Origin of the sequence: Gluconacetobacter tumulisoli (genome assembly GCF_014174155.1) — a bacterium.
Taxonomy (GTDB): Bacteria; Pseudomonadota; Alphaproteobacteria; order Acetobacterales; family Acetobacteraceae; genus Gluconacetobacter; species Gluconacetobacter tumulisoli.
Genome location: NZ_JABEQM010000001.1, coordinates 161,025 through 185,727 on the forward strand (window position 1 = coordinate 161,025; position 24,703 = coordinate 185,727).

The 24,703-nt window shown below is 65.6% G+C and carries 22 protein-coding genes and 1 pseudogene; 19 read left to right on the forward strand and 4 right to left on the reverse strand.

Annotated features, from left to right (window positions below):
• Positions 1–38: 38 nt before the first annotated feature.
• Complete coding sequence (cobU, locus tag HLH28_RS00725) at positions 39–593, forward strand: bifunctional adenosylcobinamide kinase/adenosylcobinamide-phosphate guanylyltransferase (RefSeq protein ID WP_182953187.1); 555 nt, start codon at positions 39–41, stop codon at positions 591–593.
• A gap of 37 nt (positions 594–630) precedes the next feature.
• On the opposite strand, the gene HLH28_RS00730 is transcribed toward cobU, so the two are convergent.
• The gene (locus tag HLH28_RS00730) at positions 631–1,209 is read right to left on the reverse strand and encodes an NADPH-dependent FMN reductase (RefSeq protein ID WP_182953189.1); all 579 of its coding nucleotides are present in this window, start codon (positions 1,207–1,209) and stop codon (positions 631–633) included.
• A 502-nt stretch (positions 1,210–1,711) separates the two neighbouring features.
• Here HLH28_RS00730 and HLH28_RS18320 point away from each other — a divergent pair.
• Both HLH28_RS18320 and HLH28_RS00740 read left to right on the forward strand, forming a co-directional pair.
• Positions 1,712–1,942 (forward strand): NADPH-dependent FMN reductase family protein, encoded by a 231-nt coding sequence (locus HLH28_RS18320; RefSeq protein WP_338029624.1) that lies wholly within the window; start codon positions 1,712–1,714, stop codon positions 1,940–1,942.
• Positions 1,943–1,991: 49 nt separating this feature from the next.
• Positions 1,992–2,618 (forward strand): annotated as a pseudogene (locus HLH28_RS00740) (YceI family protein).
• A gap of 105 nt (positions 2,619–2,723) precedes the next feature.
• Here HLH28_RS00740 and HLH28_RS00745 read toward each other — a convergent pair.
• The gene (locus HLH28_RS00745; protein ID WP_182953191.1) at positions 2,724–3,665 is read right to left on the reverse strand and encodes a LysR family transcriptional regulator; all 942 of its coding nucleotides are present in this window, start codon (positions 3,663–3,665) and stop codon (positions 2,724–2,726) included.
• Positions 3,666–3,768: 103 nt separating this feature from the next.
• Here HLH28_RS00745 and HLH28_RS00750 point away from each other — a divergent pair, with 103 nt between their 5' ends.
• The 3 genes from HLH28_RS00750 (at position 3,769) to fumC (ending at position 7,747) form a co-directional block, all read left to right on the forward strand.
• A complete protein-coding gene (locus HLH28_RS00750; RefSeq protein ID WP_182953193.1) occupies positions 3,769–4,470 on the forward strand; it encodes a pirin family protein in 702 nt (233 codons plus the stop codon).
• 591 nt (positions 4,471–5,061) lie between these two features.
• Entirely contained in the window at positions 5,062–6,075 is a 1,014-nt protein-coding gene (locus HLH28_RS00755) for a hypothetical protein (RefSeq protein WP_182953195.1), read from the forward strand.
• Between the two features lie 208 nt (positions 6,076–6,283).
• Positions 6,284–7,747 carry a class II fumarate hydratase gene (fumC, locus tag HLH28_RS00760; RefSeq protein ID WP_246395566.1) on the forward strand — a complete coding sequence of 488 codons (1,464 nt, stop codon included), beginning with the start codon at positions 6,284–6,286 and terminating at the stop codon, positions 7,745–7,747.
• Positions 7,748–7,861: 114 nt separating this feature from the next.
• On the opposite strand, the gene HLH28_RS00765 is transcribed toward fumC, so the two are convergent.
• Positions 7,862–9,310 (reverse strand): carbohydrate porin, encoded by a 1,449-nt coding sequence (locus HLH28_RS00765; protein WP_246395567.1) that lies wholly within the window; start codon positions 9,308–9,310, stop codon positions 7,862–7,864.
• 898 nt (positions 9,311–10,208) lie between these two features.
• Here HLH28_RS00765 and HLH28_RS00770 point away from each other — a divergent pair.
• The 10 genes from HLH28_RS00770 to HLH28_RS00815 all read left to right on the forward strand — a co-directional run bounded on the left by HLH28_RS00770 (position 10,209) and on the right by HLH28_RS00815 (position 21,770).
• Positions 10,209–10,901, forward strand: coding sequence for a gluconate 2-dehydrogenase subunit 3 family protein (locus HLH28_RS00770; RefSeq protein WP_246395568.1), 693 nt, complete (start codon positions 10,209–10,211; stop codon positions 10,899–10,901).
• Position 10,902: 1 nt separating this feature from the next.
• Positions 10,903–12,687, forward strand: a complete 1,785-nt coding sequence (locus HLH28_RS00775) for a GMC family oxidoreductase (RefSeq protein WP_182953197.1) — start codon at positions 10,903–10,905, stop codon at positions 12,685–12,687.
• Positions 12,687–14,054 carry a cytochrome c gene (locus tag HLH28_RS00780; protein ID WP_182953199.1) on the forward strand — a complete coding sequence of 456 codons (1,368 nt, stop codon included), beginning with the start codon at positions 12,687–12,689 and terminating at the stop codon, positions 14,052–14,054. Before HLH28_RS00775 ends, HLH28_RS00780 begins: the two co-directional genes overlap by 1 nt.
• A gap of 159 nt (positions 14,055–14,213) precedes the next feature.
• Complete coding sequence (locus HLH28_RS00785; protein WP_246395569.1) at positions 14,214–14,657, forward strand: GlcG/HbpS family heme-binding protein; 444 nt, start codon at positions 14,214–14,216, stop codon at positions 14,655–14,657.
• Between the two features lie 96 nt (positions 14,658–14,753).
• Entirely contained in the window at positions 14,754–15,410 is a 657-nt protein-coding gene (locus HLH28_RS00790) for a sorbitol dehydrogenase family protein (RefSeq protein WP_182953201.1), read from the forward strand.
• Positions 15,411–15,413: 3 nt separating this feature from the next.
• Positions 15,414–17,072, forward strand: a complete 1,659-nt coding sequence (locus tag HLH28_RS18325) for a GMC oxidoreductase (protein ID WP_182953203.1) — start codon at positions 15,414–15,416, stop codon at positions 17,070–17,072.
• Positions 17,069–18,484 carry a cytochrome c gene (locus tag HLH28_RS00800; protein ID WP_182953205.1) on the forward strand — a complete coding sequence of 472 codons (1,416 nt, stop codon included), beginning with the start codon at positions 17,069–17,071 and terminating at the stop codon, positions 18,482–18,484. The genes HLH28_RS18325 and HLH28_RS00800 overlap by 4 nt, the downstream gene beginning before the upstream one ends.
• 92 nt (positions 18,485–18,576) lie before the next feature.
• Positions 18,577–19,764: an L-dopachrome tautomerase-related protein gene (locus HLH28_RS00805; RefSeq protein WP_182953207.1), complete on the forward strand. Its 1,188-nt coding sequence runs from the start codon at positions 18,577–18,579 to the stop codon at positions 19,762–19,764.
• Positions 19,765–19,839: 75 nt separating this feature from the next.
• Entirely contained in the window at positions 19,840–20,916 is a 1,077-nt protein-coding gene (locus HLH28_RS00810; protein WP_408869795.1) for a quinone-dependent dihydroorotate dehydrogenase, read from the forward strand.
• Positions 20,916–21,770 carry a TIGR01459 family HAD-type hydrolase gene (locus HLH28_RS00815; RefSeq protein WP_182953209.1) on the forward strand — a complete coding sequence of 285 codons (855 nt, stop codon included), beginning with the start codon at positions 20,916–20,918 and terminating at the stop codon, positions 21,768–21,770. Before HLH28_RS00810 ends, HLH28_RS00815 begins: the two co-directional genes overlap by 1 nt.
• 2 nt (positions 21,771–21,772) lie before the next feature.
• On the opposite strand, the gene HLH28_RS00820 is transcribed toward HLH28_RS00815, so the two are convergent.
• Positions 21,773–22,357, reverse strand: coding sequence for a YqgE/AlgH family protein (locus tag HLH28_RS00820; protein ID WP_182953211.1), 585 nt, complete (start codon positions 22,355–22,357; stop codon positions 21,773–21,775).
• 151 nt (positions 22,358–22,508) lie between these two features.
• Between HLH28_RS00820 and HLH28_RS00825 the strand changes: the two genes are divergently transcribed.
• From HLH28_RS00825 to HLH28_RS00835, 3 genes are read left to right on the forward strand one after another with little or no spacing between them, the layout of a single operon-like run.
• Complete coding sequence (locus HLH28_RS00825) at positions 22,509–23,267, forward strand: SDR family NAD(P)-dependent oxidoreductase (RefSeq protein WP_182953214.1); 759 nt, start codon at positions 22,509–22,511, stop codon at positions 23,265–23,267.
• Between the two features lie 6 nt (positions 23,268–23,273).
• Positions 23,274–24,224, forward strand: a complete 951-nt coding sequence (locus tag HLH28_RS00830) for a polyphosphate kinase 2 family protein (RefSeq protein WP_182953216.1) — start codon at positions 23,274–23,276, stop codon at positions 24,222–24,224.
• Positions 24,221–24,685, forward strand: a complete 465-nt coding sequence (locus HLH28_RS00835) for a DUF3465 domain-containing protein (RefSeq protein ID WP_182953219.1) — start codon at positions 24,221–24,223, stop codon at positions 24,683–24,685. The genes HLH28_RS00830 and HLH28_RS00835 overlap by 4 nt, the downstream gene beginning before the upstream one ends.
• Positions 24,686–24,703: the final 18 nt, after the last annotated feature.

A 24,703-nucleotide genomic window follows, 5' to 3' on the forward strand; every position in this document is an offset into this window, starting at 1 on the left:
TGGCGTTATGCCGCCCGGCGCAAGATGGAGGACGCGGAATGGAGCAAGCCGGGAACGGAGGCGATCAGGAGGACGGCGCGGCGTGCGTGCTGGTGCTGGGTGGTGTTCGTTCGGGCAAGAGCCGGCAGGGCGAGGCGATCATTACCGCCCGGCCGGGGCCGTGGACCTATATCGCCACCGGGCGCGCCTGGGACGAGGAAATGCGGCTGCGGATCGCGCATCATCGCGCGACGCGGATAGCCGGCTGGCGAACGGTCGAGGAACCGCTGGACCTGCCCGGCGCGCTGGATGCGGCGGCCGACGCGCCGGTGCTGGTGGATTGCCTGACGCTGTGGCTGACGAACCTGATCCTGGAGGGGCGTGACATCGCCGCGGCCAGCGCGGAGTTGCTGGCGGCGCTGCAACGCCGCCATGCCCCCACCGTCCTGGTGGGAAACGAGGTCGGACTGGGCGTCGTGCCGGAGACCGCCCTTGGCCGTCGTTTTCGTGACGAGGCGGGGTTATTGCATCAGGCCGTCGCGCGCGTGGCCACCCGGGTGGTGTTCATGGTCGCGGGCCTGCCCATGACGGTCAAGGAGTCGGATCGGCGCTGATCGCGCGGGGGCGTGGGCGCATGTCACTGTGCCTCTGTCACTGTTCCGGCATCCGGCGCCTCTGCTGCACGAGATCGCGCAGGCGCGTCAGGTAGCGGGCAAGGTGCTGGCGCGTCGGCTCGTCGGTCAATTGTCCCTGCTCGTCGAATTTCGCGGTGGCGGCGCCAACCATCAATTCCGCGCCCGGCAGGACGGTCACGTCCACGGCGGCCAGCACCTGCCGTAAATGATACTGGGCCAGTGCCGTGCCAACCGCGCCCGGGGTGGCGCCGATGACCGCCGCGGGCTTGCCGGCGAAGGGCTGTTCGGGCGGGCGGGACGCCCAGTCTATGGCGTTTTTCAGGACCCCGGGAATCGAGCGGTTATATTCCGGCGTCGCGATCAGCAGGCCATCCGCCTGGCGAATGCGTTCGCGCCATTGCGCGACGATCGCCGGGAAGCCCTGGGCGCGGACATCCTCGTCATATGGCGGCAGCAGCGCCAGTTCGTCGTACAGCGCGATGTGCATGCCCGGCGGGGCAAGCGTCGTGGCCGCCCGCAGCAGCGCGGTGTTGAACGAACCTTTCCGCAGGCTGCCGGAAATGCCCAGGATCGTGAGCTCGGCTGTATCGGTCATGTCGGTTCTCTCCAGATACGACAGGGACGGGCCGCATTCATCAAGATCCGGAAACGTCAGATTTCCTTTATATTTTCGGCGGATGCCGCGCCTCCTCCCCATTGTCGGGATATCAGGACGCATCGCCTGCCTGCCTGCCCGGATCCTATGACGGCGGGGCTGGGGCTAAGTTCCCCGCCATCGCGTCCAGGGTTCGCCGTCCTGGGGGAGGATCTCGGAACAGCACGGCATGCGGACGATCCGAGACGTGTGCGACGAGCGATCATGACCGAGGTTCTCGTGCTCTATTATTCTACCAACGACCATCTCGAAACCATGGCCGGCGCAGTGGCCGAGGGCACGCGGGGGCCGGAGTCGATATCCGCCACCTTTCCGAAGCCGTGCCGGACGAGCTGGTCCAGGCCGGCCATTTCAAGCCCCGGTCGCCCGGCCCGAGAGTCTGGCGGAAGATGGCGCGATCATCGTCGGCGCGCCGACGCGCTTCGGGCGCCTGCCGTCGCAGATGGCGGTGTTCTGGGACCAGACCGGCCGCCTGATCGGCAAGGTCGGCACGGCCTTCATCTCGACTGCGATGCAGCTTGGCAGTCGGGAAACGCCCCTGTTCTTGCTGCTGATGATGCTGCTGTACCACGGCATGGTGATCAACGACCTGCCCTGCAGCGAGACCGAACCGGATGGCGCGCGTTTCCTTGGCGACCGCGTTGCGCGTCTGACGGCGAAGATCGCGGCCTGAACGTCCGGCCCGCGCCGCGGCGCCCTGACTTTACGAAAAGATCCTGTCCATGAAACGGTTTTCCTTTCTGTCGGCCGCCGCGATCCTGGCGGTCCTGTCCCCTGGCGCGGCCCCTGTCGCGGCATCGGCGCAATCTGTCGCCATTCGCCCCGCGCAGGTCCAGGCCGACATGCACCATGTCGAGCCTGCGCACACGCAGGTCGGATTTTCCCTGCTGCACCTGGGTTCCATCTATTATGCGGGCGTCTTCTCCGGCGTGTCGGGCACGCTGGTCCTGGATCCGGCAACACCGTCGGCCGCAACGCTGAACGTCACGATTCCCATCGCCTCGGTGCGGACGACCAGCACGAAAGCTGGACGGTGAACTGAAGGGCGCGGACTGGTTCGATGCGGATCGTTTTTCCGATGCCACTTTCGTCTCCAGCCGGGTGGTGGTGACGGGGACCGGCCAGGCCAGCGTGACGGGAACCTGACCCTGCATGGTGTCAGCAGGCCCGAAACGCTGCAGGTCCGTTTCATTGGCGCCGGCGTCAATCCGCTGGACAGGGCCTATACGGTCGGGTTCGAGGCGACCGGGCAGATCCGGCGCAGCGATTTCGGCGTGAAGATCTATGTGCCGTTGGTTGGGGACGGGGTGTCGCTTCGCATCGCGGGTGCGTTCGAACGCCAGGTCTGATCCGGTCCTGACTGCCGCAGGCCGCCGGATTTCACGAATCCGGCGGCCTTGTGACGCGTGATCGGCGCCGTGCGGCAGGTTTCGGTATTTTTGCGTTCCCGGTCCTCATGGGGCGACGTCGTTCGGCCCCGGCTGCACCTGCGCCCAGGGCGCCGTCGCGAAACGGCCCGCCAGGTAATCCAGGAGTACCGACACCCGTGCCGGGCGCATCTGCCCCGGCGGGGTGACCAGGTGGATCGCCACGGGCGTCATCTGCCAGTCGGGCAGGACGGGTTCCAGCCGGCCCGCCATCAAATCGTCCCATATCATGAATTCCGGCAGCAGTGCGACGCCCAGCCCCGCCAGCAGGAAGGGGCGGAAGGCCTCGGCATTGTTGGCGCGCAGGCGGCCGGGCTGCACGATCGTATAATTGCCGGATTCGGCATGGTGCAGGCGGAATTGCCCGGGAGACGATGTATTGGTGTAGATGAATCCCTGCATCTGCTCCAGGTCGCGGGGATGGGTAGGCCGTCCCCGTTCCTCCAGGAATCCCGGCGACGCCACCATGAGCAGCCGCACCGCGCACAGGCGCCGCGCGCGCAACGATGAATCCGCCAGCGAGGCGATCCGTACGGCCAGGTCGTATCCGCCCCCGACCACGTCGACGATCTGGTCGCTGAACTCGATCGTGATGTCGATTTCGGGATAGCGTGCCATGAAATCGGGCAGGACCGGCGACAGGTGGGCGATGCCGAACGTCATCGGCGCGGTCAGGCGAATCAGCCCGCGCGGATGAACCGTCTGCTCGCGGGCCTCGGCCTCGGCCATTTCACCGTCCGAGAGGATGCGTGCGGCACGGTCCAGCGCGCCCCGCCCGACCTCGGTCAGCGAGAATTGCCGCGACGTACGATGCAGCAACGGCGAACCCAGCCGCTGTTCCAGTCGGCCGACGGCCTTCGACACCGTGGGTTTCGAGATCTGCAATTCCTCCGCCGCCCGCGCGAAGGAACCGGTTTCCACCACCTTGGCGAAGATCGCCCAGGCTTCCAGGTCGGGGAGTCTCGTCATGTCATTTCCAGAACCGATATGTTTCCACCATTGCCATTTTGCACGATGCCCGCCGGGTCTATGCCTGTCCATGGACAAGGCCCGCGGGCCGGAGGATTTTCCCATGATCGATGTCAGACCGTTCGACACGCTGGGCGCCGCCAATCACGGCTGGCTGGATGCGCGGCATCATTTCTCGTTCGCCGATTATCATGATCCGGACCGGATGGGGTGGGGACGCCTGCGGGTCTGGAACGATGATGCCATCGCGCCGGGTGCCGGGTTTCCGGCGCATCACCATCGGGACATGGAGATCATCACCTATGTCCGCCAGGGCGCCATCACGCATCGGGACAACCTGGGGAACCGGGGCCGGACCGAGGCCGGCGACGTGCAGGTCATATCGGCCGGTACCGGAATCACGCACAGCGAATTCAATCTGGAAAAGCAGGAGACACGTCTTTTCCAGATCTGGATCCTGCCGACCGCGCGCGGCCATGCGCCGTCCTGGGGGGCGCGGCCCTTTCCGAGGGGCGAACGCGCCGGACGCTTCGTCGTGCTGGCCTCGGGCTATGCATCCGACGAGGGGGCGCTGCCGATCCATAGCGAGGCCCGTATCCTGGGGGCGTCGCTGAAGGCCGGCCAGACCGTCGATTATATGCTGGGCACGGAGCGGCGGGCCTATCTGGTGCCCGCGGCCGGAGTGGTGGAGATCGAGGGACAGCGCGTTGGCGCACGGGACGGGGCGGCCATTGCCGGAACTGAGACATTGCGCGTGACGGCACTGGAGGATTCCGAACTGGTGCTGGTCGATACCATCGCCTGACCGGCGGGGTAGGGTGCCGGCCTCCAGCCCTTGTGATTTCGGCTGCATGGGTGGTCGGTTTTCCGGTCATCCGTCCGCCGGTTCCGGGAGGGAGAATATCCGGCCGTGCATGCCGCATCCCGACTCCGTAATTCTTGAGGGTTGAGCCGACCGGTTTCGGAAACGGGCGGGAATCGCAGCCTCGGTCCAGGCAGGAGCCCCGCCGGCCCGGCCGTTCGCGCGGATTGCGGCCGGATCGGTAAGTTTGGGGTCGAAGTCGGAGATTGTGAACGATATTTGAAAAAATTAAGATATGATAAAGAGGAAACTCATTTTCTATTTTCACGAACATCTGCGGCCGTGTGATTTTTTGTCATGCGCTAAGAAAAAATGACGATTTGCAGTGGCTTTGACTTGACATGCCTGCCTTCAGAGTCGAGATGATGCGGAAGAATGGGGTAATTTCATTGCCTCCTTTCGGGCGGACGGGGCGTCTGGCGTGGCGGGGAACGGTAAGGCTTTTCAGGACACCCGTTTGATCTCTGGCATGTGGCAATGTCGCGTCGTTGGCCAGAACGATGGAAACCTGGGTCTGCAAGAGGTTGTGTGTATATGAGTGATGAGACGAAGACGGCTGCCCGCGGCGGTCGTCGCAAGGTATCGGCGAAGAAATCCTCCGCGACCCCGGTCGTGGCCGCGCCGGCCGAGGTGATGGTCGTCGAAACGGTGGTCGCGCCGGTCGAGACGCCAATCAAGGCCAAGGGCAAGGTCGCCGGGAAGAAGGCGAAGGTTGCCGAGACCAAGGCCGAGATCGCGCCGGTCGTGGTGGAGGCGCCCGTCGAAACGAAGGCCGAGGCCAAGCCGGCGAAGCGCAAGCGCGCCGTGAAGGCCGCCGAGCCGGAGCCCGCGCCGGTGCCCGAACCTGTTGCGGCCCCGCGGCGTCGTCGCGCCGCCGTGGCACCGGTCGCCGTTGCCCCGGTCGCTCCGGTCCTTCCGGCGCGCGGCGCAGGTCGCCCCAAGGTCGCGGCGCGTCCGGCGGCCAAGATCCGCGCGGTTGCCGAGGATGTGGTGACCACCGCCCGCAAGCCCGCCGCCGCCAAGCGCGCGGCCCCGGCAGCCCGCAAGCCCGCCGCGGTTGCGGCGCCTGCGCCGCGAAGCGCGCCGGCCACCCGGACGACTGTGCGTGCTGCCGTTGCCAAGAACCCGGCGCGTCGGGTTTCGGCCGTCGCGGCCCGCAAGGCCACCCCAGCTCCGGTTGTGGCTGAAGTCCCGAAGACGCGTGCCAAGGCGGAAGCAAAGGCAGCCGTGACGGCGTCGAAGGCCAAGGCGGCAAAAGCGCCGGAGGCGAAGGTCGCGCCGGCCAAGCCGGTCGCCAAGGCGCCCAAGGCCGCGCCGGTGAAGGCTGCCGGCAAGACGGTGGCGCCGAAGGATGTCGCGAAGAAGGCGCCCGCTGCGCGCGCGCCGAAGGCAGCCCCGGCCGCGGTCAAGTCGGTGTCGACCCGCCGTGCCGCGAAGGGCACGCGCACGGCCGTCGAAGCGTGGCGCGAGGCGCGCGAGGCCCGCAAGCAGGTCCGGCTGGCTCGCCTTGCCGCGTTGAAGGCGACCAAGGGTACTGCCAAGTCCTGATGTTCAGGCCCTGACGACGGCGAACGTCGTCTGACGGCCTGGTCTTTTCAGGCCGACGAAAGGCGGTCCGTCCTTGTGGCGGACCGCCTTTTTTCTTGTCTGCCCGCGCGGCGCCGACGCGGAGGGCGCATGTCGAGACGGATCCGCCTCCCCCTTGCCCGCGTTCACCTGGGCAAGGGGAGACGGCCCCTTGATGTGGGAGGACGACATGATGGACAACGCGACGGGCGAATCCCGGGTCCTGTCCGATCTGCCGATCGGGCTGAACGCGACCGGCGAGCGGCAGGAGCATGATGCGCTGGGCGCAATCGCGGTTCCCGCCGATCGGTACTGGGGGGCGCAGACGCAGCGCAGCCTGGTCCATTTCTCGATCGGCACCGACCGGATGCCGCAGGAACTGTGCCGCGCCTACGGGATCGTCAAGAAGGCCGCGGCGCAGGTGAACCTGGCCGATGGACGCCTGCCGGGCTGGAAGGCCGATGCCATCATCCACGCGGCGGAAGAGGTCGCCGATGGCAGGCTGGACGATCATTTTCCGCTGTTCGTCTGGCAGACCGGTTCCGGCACCCAGACGAACATGAACGCCAACGAGGTCATCGCCAATCGTGCGATCCAGCTGCTGGGGGGCACGCCCGGTACACAGGATCCGGTTCATCCCAATGACGACGTCAATATGGGGCAGTCCAGCAACGATACTTTCCCGACCGCGATGCATGTGGCGACGTTGCGGGCCGTGGATGAACGCCTGCTGCCGGAACTCGATGCCCTGGCCACGGTGATCGAGGATCGGTCCAGGCGGTGGGACGATGTGGTGAAGATCGGGCGTACTCACCTGCAGGATGCCGTGCCGCTGACCGTCGGCCAGGAATGGTCGGGCTGGGCCCATCAAATCCGTGACGCGGCGGCTGGCGTGCGGGCGGCGCGGTCCGGTGTGCTGGAGCTGGCGGCCGGCGGTACCGCCGTCGGGACGGGGTTGAACGCACCGGCGGGGTTTGGCCCGGCGATCGCGGCGCGCATCGCCGAACTGGCAGGGGCCCGCTTCGTGACCGCGCCGAACAAGTTCGCAGCCCTTGGCGGCCTGGATGCCATGGTGCGGATGTCGGCGGCGGTGCGTGGCGTCGCAATGACGTTGATGAAGATCGCCAACGACATGCGCTGGCTGGGATCGGGCCCGCGGTGCGGGCTGGCGGAACTGCGCCTGCCGGCCAACGAGCCCGGATCGTCGATCATGCCCGGCAAGGTCAACCCGACCCAGTGCGAGGCGCTGGTCATGATCTGCACGCAGGTGTTCGGCAACGATGCGACCGTGGCATTCGCCGGCAGCCAGGGGCAGTTCGAATTGAATGTCATGCGGCCGGTGGTGATCGCGAATGTCCTGCATGCGATCCGCATCCTGGCCGATGGCTGCCGGTCATTCCGCCGATATTCGGTCGAGGGCACCGAATTGAACCGCGAACGGATCCGTCATTACGTCGAGGGCTCGGTGATGCTGGTGACGGCCCTCAGCCCCGTGATCGGGTACGATCGGGCCTCGGCCATCGCGCACGATGCCATGGACCACGATACGTCGTTGCGCGATGCCGCCCTGCGATCCGGCGCTGTCGACGCCGAGACTTTCGACCGGCTGGTCAGGCCGATCGATATGGTTGGATCCGGGGTCGCAGGCGCCTGAGGGGCCTGTTTGCATATGTGCGCAGGAGATCCGGCGGGTCTTTTCTGCAAGTCGGGATTTGGAATCCGCGCCGGCTGCGTCGTGGAACGACGCGGCCGGCGGATTCCCAGGCCGTCAGAAGATGGAAATATAGGTCTTGAAGCCCAGCATTGCCGCGTCGCGCAAAGCATGCTGGCCGTTCGGGTTGAAATAATATTGGAAATCGGGTTCGAACGTCACACCGCGCATGACGTGGATGGCGTAGTTGAATTCGATGATCTCGGCATTGGTCTGCACGCCCGTCGCGTGGTTTGGCAGGCCGCCCTTGTTTTCCGACATCAGCAGGGCTTCGGTATCGCGGGTGCCGGGTGCGATGCTGGTATAGGTGAAGGCCAGGCCGATGCTGTCCATGGGACGGGCCGGCCAGAACCCGCGATTTTCAAGCGCACCGTAAACTTCGAAATCGCGGACTGCGGTCCGGGGGTCGTTGTAGATGAAGCCGGCCAGGAAGGTCAGGCCCGCCGTCGGCGAACCGCCCTTGTAATGAATCAGCTTCTGGTCGGTCATCATGTAGGTCTGCCAGGAGTGCGGGTCCGTCATCGCGGTCCCGCCGGCGGATGCGAAGGGCTGCCCGTTGACATTGTAATAATTGTCCGGCCGCGGCACGTCCTCGTACGTGAAGCCGAATTTGTAATGACCGGGCAAGTTGCCGTGGGCGCCGAATTTCGGCTCCCACTGGAATTCCACGGGAACTTCATAGCCGATGATATTCGCGCCGTTGAACTTGAAGCCGGTGCGGTGCTGGAAGTTCATGTAGATCCCGTTCTCGGCAAAATATACGCCGGTCTGGATATACATGTCCGGGCGGGGGCGGGCCTTGATGCGGAATGCCCAGGTCGCTGCCGGATAGGAGCCGTAGAACGTACTGTCGGCTGCGCCTTTCGGGCGGCCGCACATCGAATTGTTCATGAACTGGCAGAAGAGCGGGCTGGCGGCGAAATCCGACATCTGGGACATGCGGCCGCCCGCGAAATCCAGGCGGCCGCCAAGAAGCGTTTCCTCGCCGTACGCCGATACCAGATGGACGGCGACGTTGCCGCCGCCGCCATAGATCTCGGAACTATGGGCCAGCCAGTCGCCGAACATGCGGTTCGCGGTCGTGCCATAGCGTCCGACCGTGATCACATGTGTCGAAAAGCCGCGTATGCCCGCCAACTGCTCCCAGTTGATGTTCAGGTTGGCCGAGTACTGCCCGGCATTGCTGGCGCCCTGGCGATAGCTGACATAGCGGGCGCCACGAGTAGGCGGCGTTACCGCGCCGGCGAATTCGTTCGTATTGTCGAAATGGAACGAGATCCCGCGATTCGTGAGCCAGGACGTAATGCCGCCCGGATCGGTGAAGACCGATTCGGGCCGGGGGAGGGGGGGGACCGAACTGGCACTGGCGGGACGGTATGTGACATGAGGTGCGACATAGGAGGCACCGTGGGTGCGTTCGATATGCAGGTTGGACCCGGATTCCTGAGGCACTGCCGTCCGGTCCGGGGCGGTCGGGTTGCCCGCCGCCGTGGGGTCTGTCGCCATCGGCGATGCCGCCTGGGCCGGAGTGGTCGGCGCCGTGGGGGCGGCGTCCGCAATGGACGGGGTGGATCCCCATGCCCAGGCGGACAACGCGGACACAGAAAGAACGGCGAGCGTGCGATTCATCATTTTGGGCATGTCACTTGCAGGGACGACGGCGACGGGGAATATTTGTTCTTGGATTTGTTCAGTCTAGAAAGAGGGCTTGTCGCCGTTCTTGTCAATGGTTGTAGGGCATTTTCCATACTTCCTGATAACACATAACGTTTTTCTGAAATAAAAGATCCGCGGGCCAATTGAGATCGTTGTGAAGTGGGGAAGTTGATCGCCGTCCGACCCCACCGCCGCGGCAAGTTTTCCAGCCCTAATCGTGGGGATAAACGATGGAAGATATTGATTATCTGAATTAAATTTATTCCGGAATTTTGTAAATTTAAATTTAAATTCACAAATCCAGGGTTTCAATATTCGGGAAATGGTTGCGGCGGGACGAGATAACATTTGTGTGAGAATTTGGCCTGTCATCTCGTCCAGTACCGGGTGTTGACTGGCTTTTTCATCACCCCGCCGTCGGTCCGCCCAGGGGCGTACACCTGCGGGACATTGGCGACAGGCTATGGATTTCTTGTAACAATCTGGATGTGCTTCCGGGTGATCGCGGACATGTGAATCGGGCCTTCCGTACTGCCGGCGTTATCCCCGAATCCCGTTTTGAGCGCGGTAGACCGGCGTCTGGCAGGGTTGCCACGGACGGGATTTCTGCTCTAGGCAGTCTGTGAAGCGGACACAACCGCGCGATCATCCAGTAACAGATGAAATCCCGTAGAGTTTCTCTGCCTGCGAGGTGACGGTTTTTTTTGGTGAGCCGTCGCCTGACAGATGTTCCGGAGCCATAGATGTTATGACGACGCCCCCCCCCGATCCGTCTCGCAGGACCTTCATGCAGGGTCTGGCCGGCGCCGCAGCGCTGACCTCGACCACGCTGCCGGTCAATGCTGCCCGTTCCGCCAGTGAACCGGCCTATTCCCCGACCTTCTTCACGCCGGCGGAATGGGCGTTCCTGCACGCCGCATGCGACCGCCTGATCCCTGAGGACGCGGTCGGCCCGGGTGCGATCGCCCTGGGGGTGCCGGAATTCATCGACCGGCAGATGGCCACGCCATACGCTTTTGGAAAGCTGTGGTACATGCAGGCACCTTTCGTTCAGGGGCCCGCCAATCTCGGCTACCAGCTTCCTTATGCGCCGCGTGACATCTACCGCAAGGGGATCGCCGGGGCCGCGGCATTCGTCCAGGCGAAGTACGGCAAGGCGTTCCAGGACCTCGATGCCGCGACCCGGGATGAAGTCCTGACGGGACTGGAGAAGGGCGACGCGCTGTTCGGCGACCTGCCGGCCAAGGTCTTCTTCGCGCAGCTTCTGGGCAATACGATGGAAGGCGCGTTCGCCGACCCCAGCCATGGCGGCAACAAGGGGCTGGGGGGCTGGACGACGATCGGTTTCCCCGGGGCGCGGGCCGACTTCATGGATTGGGTCGATCAGTACGGGAAGCAGTATCCTCTCGGCACTGTTTCGATTTCTGGGGAAACAGCCTGACATGGCAAGCATCAAGATGAAATCCGTCGACGCGGTGGTGATCGGCGGCGGATGGGCGGGCGCGATCCTGGCCAAGGAATTGACCGAGGCCGGGCAGAGCGTTGTCATGCTGGAACGTGGCGCCGATCGCAGCACCGCCAGCGACGGAGCCTACCCCGGTTCGATCGACGAACTGCAGGCGAACTTCCGGCACAAGATTTTTCAGAATCTTTCGAAAAGCTCGGTTACAATTCGTAACTCTTCCGATCAGACCGCGCTCCCCTATCGCCAGATGGCCGCGTTCCTCCCGGGCGAGGGCGTGGGCGGCGCCGGCCTGCACTGGTCCGGAGTGCATTTCCGCATGCCGCCCGACGACCTGATCATGCGCACCAAGGTCAAGGAAAAGTACGGCGAGAAATTCATCCCCGAGGGCATGAACCTCCAGGATTACGGCGTCACCTATGACGATCTGGAACCGTTCTTCGACAAGGCGGAGAAGGTCTTCGGCACGTCGGGCGAGGCCTATACCGTCAACGGGCAGGTTGTCGGCAAGGGGAATTTCTTCGCCCCGTCGCGGTCCGACAATTTCCCGCTGCCGGCGCTGAAGGATGTCTACGGCGCCAACATGTTCCGCAAGGCCGCCGAGGAAGTGGGGTTCCATCCCTACGCCATGCCTGCCGCGAATGCCTCGGCGCAGTACACCAACCCCTATGGCGTTCAGATGGGGCCATGCAATTTCTGCGGATATTGCAGCGGTTATGCCTGCTACATGTACTCGAAGGCGTCGCCGAACGTGAACATCCTGCCGGCGCTGCGCAACGACCCGAAATTCGAGCTGCGTGCCGAATCGCATGTCCTGCGCGTCGAGCTTGACAGCACGAAGACCAAGGCGACGGGCGTGACCTATCTGGACCGGAAGGGGAACGAAGTGTTCCAGCCGGCCGAACTGGTGATCGTCAGCGCATTCCAGTTCCACAATGTTCACCTGATGCTGCTGTCGGGCATTGGCAAGCCGTACGATCCGGTCGCGAACGAAGGTGTCGTCGGGCGCAATTTCGTCTATCAGAACGTCACCACCACGACGGCCTGGTTCGATAAATCCGTTTACACGAACCAGTTTATCGGGACGGGCGGCGGCGGCGTCGCCTTCGACGATTTCAACAGCGAGAATTTCGATCACGGGCCGCTGGGCTTCATCGGCGGGTCGCCGGTCTGGGTGAACCAGGCGGGCATCAAGGGCATCGCCGCCGCCAAGATCGGCGGCCCGCCGGGCACGCCGCACTGGGGGTCGGCCTGGAAGAAGGCCATGGTCGATACCTACCAGCATTCGGTCCGCATGGACGCGCACGGCACCAACATGGCCTATCGCGACGTGTACCTGGATCTGGATCCGACCTGGAAGGACGCGTACGGCCTGCCGATGCTGCGCATGACCTTCGACTGGAAGGACAACGACATCCGCATGAACCGGTATGTCGTCAGCCAGATCGCCAAGGTGACGAAGGCCATGGGCGCCACGGACGTGCATCTGGGCCAACGCCAGCCGGGCGAGCATTTCGATACGCGCTTCTACCAGACCACGCATCTCGCGGGTGGGGCGGTGATGGGCGACGATCCCAAGACCAGCGCCCTGAACCGCTATCTGCAAAGCTGGGACGTGTCGAACGTGTTCGTCATCGGCGCCAACGCCTTCCCGCAGGGAACAGGCTACAACCCGACCGGCATGGTGGCGGCGCTGGCTTACTGGTCGGCGCATCATATTCGCACGACTTACCTCAAGAACCCCGGCCCCCTGGTGCAGCTGTGATGAGACAACGTAAGCGGGTCACCGCCGCGGCCCTGTTCGGCGGCCTGGGCATTTCGCTGGCCGGATTGTCGGCAATCGTCCCCACGGCCCATGCGCAGGTCCCGGCGCCCGCGGCATCCGCCCCCGGGACCACCGGTCTGGTCGCGCAGGGCGAATATGTCGCGCGCGCGTCGGATTGCGTGGCCTGCCACACCGCGCCGGGGGGCACGCCCTTTGCCGGCGGCCTGTCCTTCGCGCTGCCGATGGGCACCATCTACGCGCCGAACATCACGCCCGATGCCCAGACCGGCATCGGCAAATATACCGAGGCGGAGTTCGCCCGTGCCGTGCGTGAGGGCGTGCGGCGCGACGGGGCGTCGCTGTATCCGGCGATGCCGTTCCCGTCCTATGCGCGGATGACGGATGCCGACATCCATGCGCTGTATGTCTATTTCATGCAGGGCGTGAAGCCGGTCGCCAACACGGTAAAGGCCAGCACGATTCCCTGGCCGCTGTCCATGCGCTGGCCGCTGATCGGCTGGCGGATGATGTTCGCACCGTCGGTCAAGGACGCGCAGGCCAAGAGCGCCCGTCCGTTCGCCGATCCGGTCCTGGCCCGCGGCGCCTATCTGGTCGAAGGTCCGGGCCATTGCGGCGCGTGCCATACGCCGCGTGCGATCACGATGCAGGAAGTCGCCCTGACCAGCGCGGATGGAACCCGTTTCCTGGCCGGCGGCGGCGCCGTCGACGGCTGGATCCCGACCAGTCTGCGCGGCGAGAACCGGACGGGCCTGGGGCGCTGGAGCGAGGACGACCTTGTCGAATTCCTCAAGGTCGGCCGCATCCGGCGCGGTTCGGCGTTCGGCGGCATGTCGGACGCGGTGGGACATGGCACGCAGCATCTGACGGACGAGGATCTGCATGCGATCGCCCGCTATCTGAAGGCGCTGCCGCCCGACGATACGACACAGACGCCGTGGACCTATGACGCGACGCTGGCGACGGCGCTGCATTCGGGCGACGTGTCGGCCCGTGGCGCGCGCACCTATGTCGACAGCTGCGCCGCCTGTCACCGGACCGACGGACAGGCCTATCCGACCGTCTTCCCGCCGCTGGCCGGCAACCCGGTGGTGATGGACAAGGTGCCGGATTCTCTGATCCATATCGTTCTGACGGGCGATATCTTGCGCGCCACGCACGATGCGCCGTCCGCCTTCGTCATGCCGGGCTTCGCCGATCGCCTGTCCGACGAGAAAGTTGCCGATGTGGTCAGCTTTATTCGCAAGGCCTGGGGCAACAATGCGGCGCCGGTGACGGCACAGGACGTGGCCCGGGTGCGCAAGGCCCTTCCCAAGGCGGAAGGCGACGCGGCGTTGCCGCTGAACTGAGTTGAAGAAACCGACAGCCCACCCCCCAAGGGTGGGCTGTCTGCTTTTCAGGAGGGCCGCGGCCGGTAGCCACTCCGGTGTGAAAGCCATTCGGAAGTCATGATGAATAGAAAGCTTTTTTTAATATCGTTTCTGGCCGGGACGGCTACGGTCCTGCCCATGATTCGCCAGACTGCTGCCGAGGCCCGCGAGCCCGGTACGATCCTGACACTGGAGCAGGCCCGCACCATGGCCCGCGCCGCCGAGCGGAAGGCCGCCGAGAACCACACCAGCGTTGCGGTGACGGTGGTCGACGGCGGCGGATATCCGATCCTGGTGGAGCGGATGGAAGGCACGCAACTGGCCAGCCTGACCCTCGCCGATCGCAAGGCTCGTAGTGCCGTCTTCTACAAACGGCCGTCCGGCGCCTTCGAACAGGCCCTGACGGGCGGGAAGATGGCCGTGCTGGCGCTGCCGGATGCGATGCCGGCGGCGGGTGGCATTCCTGTCCTGCAGGACGGCCAGGTTGTCGGTGCCATCGGGGTCAGCGGCGGGTCCAACGCCCAGGACCAGCTGGCTGCCGAGGCCGGCATGACGACGCTGCCCGCCCATGGCCCGAACTAGGCGCCCTTCCGAAATGCCCTGCCGCGCGGCGCATGATTCTCTTTCATGCCCGTCGCGTGGCGGACGACATACCGCCTCCGCTGGAGTGACAAGACAATGAGCGATCCTTTACGGACAGGACCCGACGTGGTCGAATCCGGACCCGGCGTCAGTCGCCGAACCCTGATGATGGCGACGGCGGTGGCCGGCGTCTCGACCCTGGCGCCGGAAATGCTGGCACCCGGTCGGGCGGCGGCCCGTGCGCTGAGTGCGGACGAGGAACGTTTCCTTGCCGTATCCAAGGCCGTGACCGGCCATCAGGACCTGAACCCCGACATCGCGACGCGCCTTTTCGCGGCGATGGTCCGGACCTTCCCCGGCTACGGGGCCCGGATCGAAGCCCTGTCGCATCTGACCCAGGCCGGCGGCAAGCCCGAGGAAATCCTGGCCCGTGCCGAGGAAGCCAACCAGCGGCAGACGATGCTGGGCCTGGTCGCGGCCTGGTTCACCGGATCGGTGCAGGACAAGACCAATGCGCCGATGGTCGCCTACTATGACGCGCTGATGTACCGGCCCACCCACGATGCCCTGCCGGTGCCGACCTACTGCTTCGCGGTTCCCGCCTGGTGGACCGAAACACCGCCCGCACTGGGCGTATCGGTGACGTCGCCCGTCCCGGTTCCGGCGCCGCCTCCGCCGCCCGTAGGCATCCAGTCCCCACCCCCGGCGCAGTCGAAAGTCCTGCCCACCAAGCCCCCCGCGAAGGAGCACTGATCCGTGGCGCATCCCACTTTTTCCAGTTCCGGTGACGTCACGGCCGATGTCGTTATTGTCGGTTCCGGCGTTGTCGGGGCGATCATTGCCCACCAGATGGCCGCCGCCGGGCATTCCGTCGTGATGCTGGAGGCCGGATTGCGGCTGAAGCGTTCCGACATCGTCGAAAACTGGCGGAACATGTCGTTCCACAACCGGGTCCATTCGGATTTCCAGGGCCTGTATCCGCAGGCGCCTCTGGCCCCGGCCCCGCTCTATTTCCCCGCGAACGATTATGTCGGCCTCAACGGGCCGGACGGTTCGGCGTTCAAGCAGGGCTACCTGAGGACCGTCGGGGGAACGACCTGGCACTGGGCCGCGTCCTGCTGGCGGCATCTGCCGGCCGACTTCCGGATGAAGACCAATTACGGCGTCGGCCGTGACTGGGCGATTTCCTACGACGACCTGGAACCCTATTATTGCCGCGCCGAGGATGCGATGGGCGTTTCGGGCCCGCACGATCCGGAACTGCAATCCCCGCGGGAGCGCAGCCGTCCGTATCCGCGCGACATGATCCCCTTCGGCTATGGCGATCGCCGCGTGGCCGAACTGGTCAATCCGCACGGCTTTCACCTGGTGCCCATTCCCCAGGGGCGCAGCATCCAGCCGTTCGAGGACCGTCCGTCCTGCTGCGGCAACAATAACTGCCAGCCGATCTGCCCGATCGGCGCGATGTACAACGGCATCCAGCATGTCGTGAAGGCCGAAGACGCCGGTGCGGTCGTTCTGGACCAGGCCGTGGCGTACCGCATCGACACCGACGACAAGAACCGCGTTACCGCCATCCATTGGTACGACGCGGACAAGAAGTCGCACAAGGCGACGGGCCGCACCTTCGTCCTGGCCTGCAACGGAATCGAGACGCCGCGCCTGCTGCTGCTGGCGGCGAACGAACACAACCCCACCGGCATCGCCAATTCGTCAGACCAAGTCGGCCGGAACATGATGGACCATTCGGGCGTGCATGCCACGTTCCTGGCCAACGAACCGCTGTGGTTCGGTCGCGGTCCGGCGCAGAGCAGCTGCATCGTCGGTCCCCGCGACGGTGGGTTCCGCAGCACCTATTCCGCCAACAAGATGATCCTGAACAATATCAGCCGCGTCGGCCCCGCGACGCAGCAGGCACTGGAACTGGGCCTGGTCGGACAGGCGCTGGAAGACGAGATCCGTCGCCGCGCGGCCTGCGGCGTCGATCTGTCGGTCAGCCTGGAGCCGTTGCCCGATCCGAACAACCGCCTGACGCTGAGCAAGACGCGGCGCGATCCGCTGGGGTTGGCCTGCCCGGACATCTATTACGACGTCGGCGAATATGTGCGCAAAGGTGCCGGCGCCGCCGCCGACCAGATCAAGCAGGTCGCGGGCCTGCTGGGCGGGACGGAGCTGCGCATCACAACGTCGTTCAACGCCAACAACCATATCATGGGCGGCGTGATCATGGGCAGCGACCCGAAGGATTCGGTCGTCGATGGCGATTGCCGTGCGCATGACCATTCAAACCTCTGGCTGCCCGGCGGCGGCGCGATGCCGTCGGCCAGCGTAGTGAATACGACGCTCAGCATGGTGGCGCTCGGGATCAAGGCCGCTGATTCGATCCAGGCCGATTTCCAGGGAGGCCGGGTATGATCGGCAAGGGAACCCGGGCCGCCTCGGTCCGATATGTGCTGGGCGCCGCGCTGGGCATGGCGTCGATGACCGGCGTCGCCCTGGCCCAGGATGCGGCGAGCGATGCGCTGGTCGCGCGTGGACGTTACCTGGCCACCGCAGCGGACTGCGCGGCCTGCCACACGGCGCCGCATGGCGGCAAGCCGTTTGCCGGCGGCTACGGCATCGCCTCGCCGCTGGGCTCGATCTATGCGTCGAACATCACGCCGTCCAGGACCGCGGGCATCGGCAATTATACCGAGGCCCAGTTCAGCAGTGCGGTGCGCGAAGGTATTCGCGGTGACGGTGCGCATCTCTATCCCGCGATGCCCTATACGTCCTACGCCAAGCTGACGGATCAGGACATCCATGCCCTTTATGCGTATTTCACGCATGAGGTCCGTCCGGTGGACGAACGCGCTCCGGCGACGCAATTGCCATTCCCGTTCAACCTGCGTTTCTCGATGATGTTCTGGAACGCGCTGTATCTGGACAATTCACGCTTCACCCCCGATCCCGCCAAGTCGGCGGAGGTCAATCGCGGGGCGTACCTGGCCATCGCGCTGGGGCATTGCGATACCTGCCATACGCCGCGCAACGTGATGATGGCCGAAATCGGCGGCAAGGAACTGGGCGGCGCGTCCCTGGGATCCTGGATTGCGCCGAACGTCACGCCTGACCCGGTCAGCGGTATCGGTAGCTGGAGCAGCGATGACCTGTTCCGCTACCTGAAGACCGGCGACGTGCCGGGCAAGGCGCAGGCCGCCGGCCCGATGGCCGAGGCGATCGAGCACAGCTTCCAGCATCTGACCGATGACGATCTGAAGGCGATCGTCGCCTATGTCCGGCAGGTGCCTGCCATCCGCGACGCAGCCGACAGAAAGTCACGCGATTCCTTCGGCCTGGCGTCCGGGCGTGAGGCCGTCATTCGCGGCGCGGCCGGCACGTTGGACAACGGCGAGAAGATCTTCACCGGCGATTGCGCGGCCTGCCATCACCCGAGCGGCGGCGGCAGCAAGGATGGCTATTACCCGCAGCTGTTCCACAATACGGCGACCGGTGCCTCGATCCCCGACAATCTGATCGCCGCCATCCTGGAAGGTGTCGACCGGACAGTGAATGGCCAGCATGTCTTCATGCCCGGCTTCTCGCATGGGTCCTATGTCGACGAGCTGTCGGACCAGGATGTCGCCGATGTCGCCAACTATGTCCTGACGCAGTTCGGCAATCCGGCGGTGAAGGTGTCGGTGGCGGACGTGGTGTCGATCCGCAATGGCGGGCCCAAGCCGCTGCTGGCGCGGGTGGGTGGCTATATCGTACCGGCGATGGTGGCCGGTGCGGTCGTGCTGCTGGGGCTGATCGGCCTGATCGTCGCCCGGCGCCGCAAGGCCTGATCGCGCGGCAAGAGGGCGGCCCACGCCCTCCCGCCATCCGGGCGTTCCTCCGGATGGCGGGACGGGCGATCGCATGAAGAAGGGGAGGCAGGATGAAACGTCGATCGGTTCTCGGCACCGCTGTGCCGCTGGCATTGGCCGCCGCCGCACGGGCGGCGCGGGCTGCCCCTCCGGCCACGCTGGCGACGAACACCGACCACGGTTTCAATTCCGCCGGCGCGTTCGAAATCGTCGCTGAATTCGCCGATCCGGGTCCGTCTGGCGTGGCGCTGACGCCCGGCGGTCGGCTGTTCATCGGGTTTCCCCGTCATGCCGTCAATCACAAGGGCGCCACGCTGGCCGAACTGAAGGACGGGAAGCTGGTTCCCTATCCCGATGCGGCGACCAGCCTGCCCTCCGGCCGCCGGCTGGCGGACCGGCTGGTGTCGGTCCATGGCATGACGACCGATAGCCGGGGCCGGCTATGGATGATCGATGACGGCAAGATGGCCGGATTGCCGCTGCAGCCCGGTGCGGCGAAGATCGTGGGGATCGATCCCGCGACCGACCGGATCTTCGCCAGCATCGTCCTGACCGCGCCGACCCTGCGGCCCGAAAGCCATATGAACGATCTGCGGGTCGACCTGACGCATGGGGCGCAGGGCACGGTGTTCGTGACCGATTCCTCGTTCGGGTCCACGCCGGCGCTGGTCGTCGTCGACATCGCCACCGGACGGCAGCGCCGTGTATTGGCCAGCCATCCCTCGACCCAGGCCGAGGCCGGTTTCATGGCGGTGGTCGAGGGCCGGCCCCTGGCCTTCGATCCGAAACATCCGGCTTTCGTGGCCGGGGGCGCGGATGGCATCACGCTCAGCCCCGACAGCGCGCTGCTGTATTACTGCGCGCTGACCAGTCGGCGGCTGTACAGCATTCCCACCGCCGTGCTGGCGGATTTCACGAAGACTGACGAGGACCTGGCACAGGCGATCCGCGACCTGGGCGAGAAGGGCGTGGCCGATGGTCTGGCCACCGACCCGCAAGGTCGGATCTACACCACCAATTTCGAACATGATGCGATCTTCCGGCGCAATACGGACGGCACGTTCGACACCATCGTCCGGGATCCGCGGGTGCTGTCGCCCGACGGCATCTTCGTCTTCGGCCCGCATGTCTATTGCACTCTGGGGCAATGGAATCGCCTGGCCAGCTTCAATGGCGGCCACGACCTGCGGGCGCCTCCCTATTACCTGATCCGCTGTCCCATCGACGTGGCCGCGCCGCTTAGCAGCCAGCCTGCCTGATCGCATTGCGCCGTCGCGCGTCTTTCTGGACAGGGCCCTTTTCTTGGCGGGCGATATACGGCAGAAAATCCGGCCATGATGGATATTGTGTCGAGCATGATGATGCCTCTGGTGCGGCGCCTCGATCCCGAGGAAGCACACCGGCTCGCCCTGAACGCACTTCTGCTGGGCCTTGGGGGCGGCGACGGGTCGGGGGGTGACGATCCGGCACTGGCGGTGCGGGCCATGGGCCTGCGGTTCGCCAACCCGATCGGGATCGCCGCCGGGTTCGACAAGAACGCCCTGGTGGTCCGGCCGCTGGCCCGCGCGGGCTTCGGCTTTGTCGAGGCCGGGACGGTCACGCCGCGGCCGCAGGCAGGAAACCCGCGTCCCCGCCTGTTCCGGCTGGAGGAAGACCGGGCGATCATCAACCGCATGGGCTTCAACAACCAGGGCATCGACCGGTTTGCGGTGCGGATGGCGCGCCTGCATCGTGCGGCGCCTGCCGGCCGTCATGCCGCCGGGCGGGTGCCGGTGGGGGCCAATCTCGGCATCAATAAAATCGGCGCCGATCCCGATCGCGACTATCCGTTTCTGGTCGGCCGTGTGAAGCATTATGCCGATTATATCGTCATCAACCTGTCCTCGCCCAACACGCCGGGCCTGCGCGACCTGCAGAACGCGGCACGCCTGCAGACCCTGTTGCAGGCGATTGCGGAGGCCCATCCCGACCGACCGCCCTTGCTGGTCAAGCTGTCGCCGGACCTGGCATTTGACGAGATCGGTCCGATCGTCGAGGCGGCGATCGCCGGCGGCGCGCAGGGCCTGACGGTGACCAACACTACGATTTCCCGCCCCGCCGGCCTGTGCAGCGTCCATGCCGGTGAAGCCGGCGGCCTGTCCGGCCGGCCGCTGCGCGTCCGTGCGATGGAGGTGTTCCGCGAGGTCGCACGGGTCGCCGCCGGCCGGCTGACGCTGGTTGCCTGCGGCGGGATCGAGACGGGGGGCGACATCGTGGATCGCATCCGGGCCGGTGCCGACCTGATCCAGTTGTACAGCGCCTTCGCCTACGAAGGTCCGTCCATCCTGCGCCGTCTGAAGCGCGAGACCGTGCGGGCCCTGAACGCCGAGGGATTCGAAACGCTGGCCGATGCGAAGGGAACCGCCCTGTGATGAAGACGCTGGACGATTTCGCCCCGCTTGCGATGCGGTATGACGGGTTCATCGTCGATCTGTGGGGCGTCATTCATGACGGTGTGGCGCCCTATCCGGGCGCGCGGGATTGTCTGGCCCAATTGCGCCGGCTGGGGCGTCGCGTCGTGCTGCTGTCCAACGCGCCGCGTCGGATCGACGTGGTGCGCGACGGCCTGCGTGCCATGGGCGTGACGGACGATCTGTATGACGGGATCATGACCAGCGGCGAATATACGCGTGGCCAGTTGGCGACACGGACCGATTCTTGGTTCGCCGGGTTGGGCCGGCGCATGTTCCATATCGGGGCGCCGAAGGATTTCAACCTGTTCGAAGGGCTGGATCTCGAACAGGTCGCCGACCCGGCGGCGGCGGATTTCATCCTCAATACCGGCCCGGATCAGGCTCGCGGCGAAAACGATCCGGCGCCGTACCTGCCGGTGCTGGCGGCGTGTGCGGCCCATGGGCTGAAGATGGTTTGCGCCAATCCGGATATGGAGGTCATCAGGGGCGGTCGTCGCCTGATCTGTGCGGGGCTGCTGGCCAGTCTCTACGAGCAGAAAGGGGGCGAGGTCCGCTGGATCGGCAAGCCGTACCCCGAGGTTTACGGACCGGTCATGGACATGCTCGACCTGCCGCGCGACCGGGTTCTGGCCGTCGGCGACGCGCTGGCCACCGACATGCGCGGCGCGCGGCGGGCCGGGGTGGATGGGTGCTGGGTCCTGGGCGGCATTCACCAGGAAATGATCGGCGATGACACCGACCTGGCGCAGGCCGAGGCCCGCGCTGCCGGGCTGGCGCCGGTCGCGACGGTTCCCGGTTTCCGCTGGACTTGAAGTCAGGCGTGGCCGGCGACGAAGCTCAACCGCATCGGGTCCAGGTGGATGGCGGCCAGCGCCTGCCCCCATTTGGCGGCGTGATCGGTTCCGAAGACGATCGTGTCGCTGGCCGGTGCAGGTAGCCACGCATTCTGGTGGATGATCTGGTCCTCCAGTTCGTCGTCCTGCCAACTGGCATGGCCCAGCGCCAGCAGGGCGCGACGGGGGCCTGCGCCGTCGGCGATGTCCCTGAGCACGTCCACGCTGGCGGTCAGCATGGTGTGGTCATCGACGGCCAGGCTGCTGTCACCGGTCCAGTCCGCCGAATGAAGGACGAGGCCCCGGGCGCCATCCACCGGGCCGCCGGCGCAGAGATCGATCCGGCGGCGCGGTGGCACCGGTGCGATTCCCAATTGTTCGAACACGTCGTCCAGCCCCGGTTGCGGCAGGCGGCGGTTGACCACCAGCCCCATCGCGCCTTCCCCCGGGGTATGTGCGCACAGATAGATGACGCTGCGCGCGAACGGGCCATCCGCCAGGGCCGGTGTCGCGATCAGCAGGGATCCGGCCAGGGTGTCGGCCGATGTCGGGGGATAGGGGAACATTACCCCAGATAGAAACAGAACCGTCAGGCTTTGCAACCATTGGCATGTCGATTTGCGGCCCCACCAGGATTGGCGCTTAATACGGGGAGGGATCATCGGGTCCCATGCGCCAGGCGATCCGGCGGATGGACCAGAAGGCAGGAGCGACGTGATGGTGACGACGGTACTGGTAACGGGGGCAACGGCCGGGTTCGGCAAGGCGATCGCGGAACGGCTGGTACGGGACGGCTACCGTGTGATTGCGACGGGCCGGCGCAAGGAACGGCTGGATGAACTGGCGGCCGCGCTGGGGCCGACCCTGCTGCCGTTCGTGCTGGACATGACCGATTCCGCCGCGATGGGAGCCCTGCCCGGCAGTCTGCCCGACGGTTGGGGCGAGGTCGACGTCCTGATCAACAATGCCGGCCTTGCGCTGGGCCTGGACAAGGCGCAGCAGGCGTCGGTCGAGGATTGGCAGCGGATGATCGCAACCAACGTCACCGGCGTGGTCGAAATCACGCGGGCGCTGCTGCCCGGCATGGTGGAGCGCAATCGGGGCCACGTTATTTCGCTTGGCAGCACGGCCGGCACCTATCCCTATCTGGGGGCCAATGTGTACGGCGCCAGCAAGGCGTTCGTGTCCCAATTCATGCGCAACCTGCGCTGTGACCTGCTGGGAACCCACGTGCGCGCCACCAATCTGGAGCCCGGCCTGTGCGGCGGCAGCGAATTCAGCAACGTGCGCCTGCGCGACGATGCGAAGGCGGCCGCCGTCTATGAGGGGACGCATCCGATCCAGCCGGAGGACATCGCCGAGACCGTATCGTGGGTTCTTGGCCTGCCGGCCCATGTGAATATCAACCGGATCGAGATGATGCCGACCTGCCAGGCGTCGGCCGGCCTTGCGGTCGTGAAGGGGCTGGGGGACTGACGGCGCATGGCCGCGCACCCCGACCTGCGGACGCTGCTGGCCCATTGCCGCATCGAGAACGGCGAGCGTTTCGATCCGGCCGGCCACCCGATGCGGACGGCGATCGAGGGGTTGGACAAGGCAGGAGGCAAGCATCTGCTGCGCCAGGGCGTCAGGCGCCTGGCTGAATTGCAGACCCTGCTGTACGCCAACGGGACATGGTCGCTGCTGGTCGCGTTGCAGGCGATGGATGCCGGCGGCAAGGACGGGATGATCAAGCATGTCATGTCCGGGGTGAATCCCCAGGGCGTGACGGTTACCTCGTTCAAGCAGCCCGGGCCGGTGGAACTGGCGCACGATTACCTGTGGCGGGTGCACCTGGCGGCACCGTCCTGCGGACGGATCGGCATCTTCAACCGCAGCCATTACGAGGAAGTCCTGGTGACGCGGGTGCATCCGGAACTGCTGGTCAGGCAGAAGATCCCGGCGGCGCTGCGCACCTCGGCGATCTGGGACGAGCGGTACCGCGACATCCGGCATTTCGAGCATTATCTGTCGCGGCAGGGGACGGTAGTGCTGAAATTCTTCCTGAACATCTCGCAGGAGGAGCAGCGCAAACGCTTCCTCCAGCGGATCGACGAGGACGACAAACACTGGAAATTCTCGGCCGCCGACGCGCGCGAGCGTGAACATTGGGATGCATATCAGCAGGCCTATCATGACGCGATCAGGAATACGGCGCGACCCTATGCGCCGTGGATCGTCATCCCCGCCGACCGGAAATGGCTGGCGCGTATCCTGGTGGTGGAAACCATGATCCAGGCGCTGGAATCGCTGAACATGACCATTCCCGATCCGGCACCGGATATCGTCCGCGAGATGGACGACGTCCGCACGAAGCTGGAGGCCGAGGCCCCAAAGGACAGGCATCGGCTCATGCCGCGCATGACGAGGGCCACGGAGAAAGGGACGACATGACGCGATACGCGGCCGGCATGGCGGGCGTACTGGCACTGGCCGGGGCAGTTGTGGCCGGCGTTCCGGCCCATGCACAGGAGGCGATCGGACCGGCCTGCGACAATCGCCATTTCCTGGCGATGCAGCATGCGTTCGAAAGCGGGTCGCTGCGCGGCGACCGGCCGGTGCATGTCTGCGGCCGCGTGGTCGCGGTCTCCCGGCCAAAACACACGCGCAGCGGCTGGCATGGCTATTTCTACGTCGACACCGGGGCGGGGGTGTCCATTCGCATCGTTTCCGACCTCGACCGGATGGTGGCGCCGCCCTGGCCGTGGGTTGCGAAAGGGGACATGGCCGATGTCGTCGGCCGGTACTATTACGACAGTCCGCGCAGCCAGGGCATCGACTGGACCCATCACGGCACCGGCCGCAAATGGGGCATGGAAGGATATGTCGCCGTCAACGGCAACCGGTACCAATAATCCCGACCGGCAAAAGGT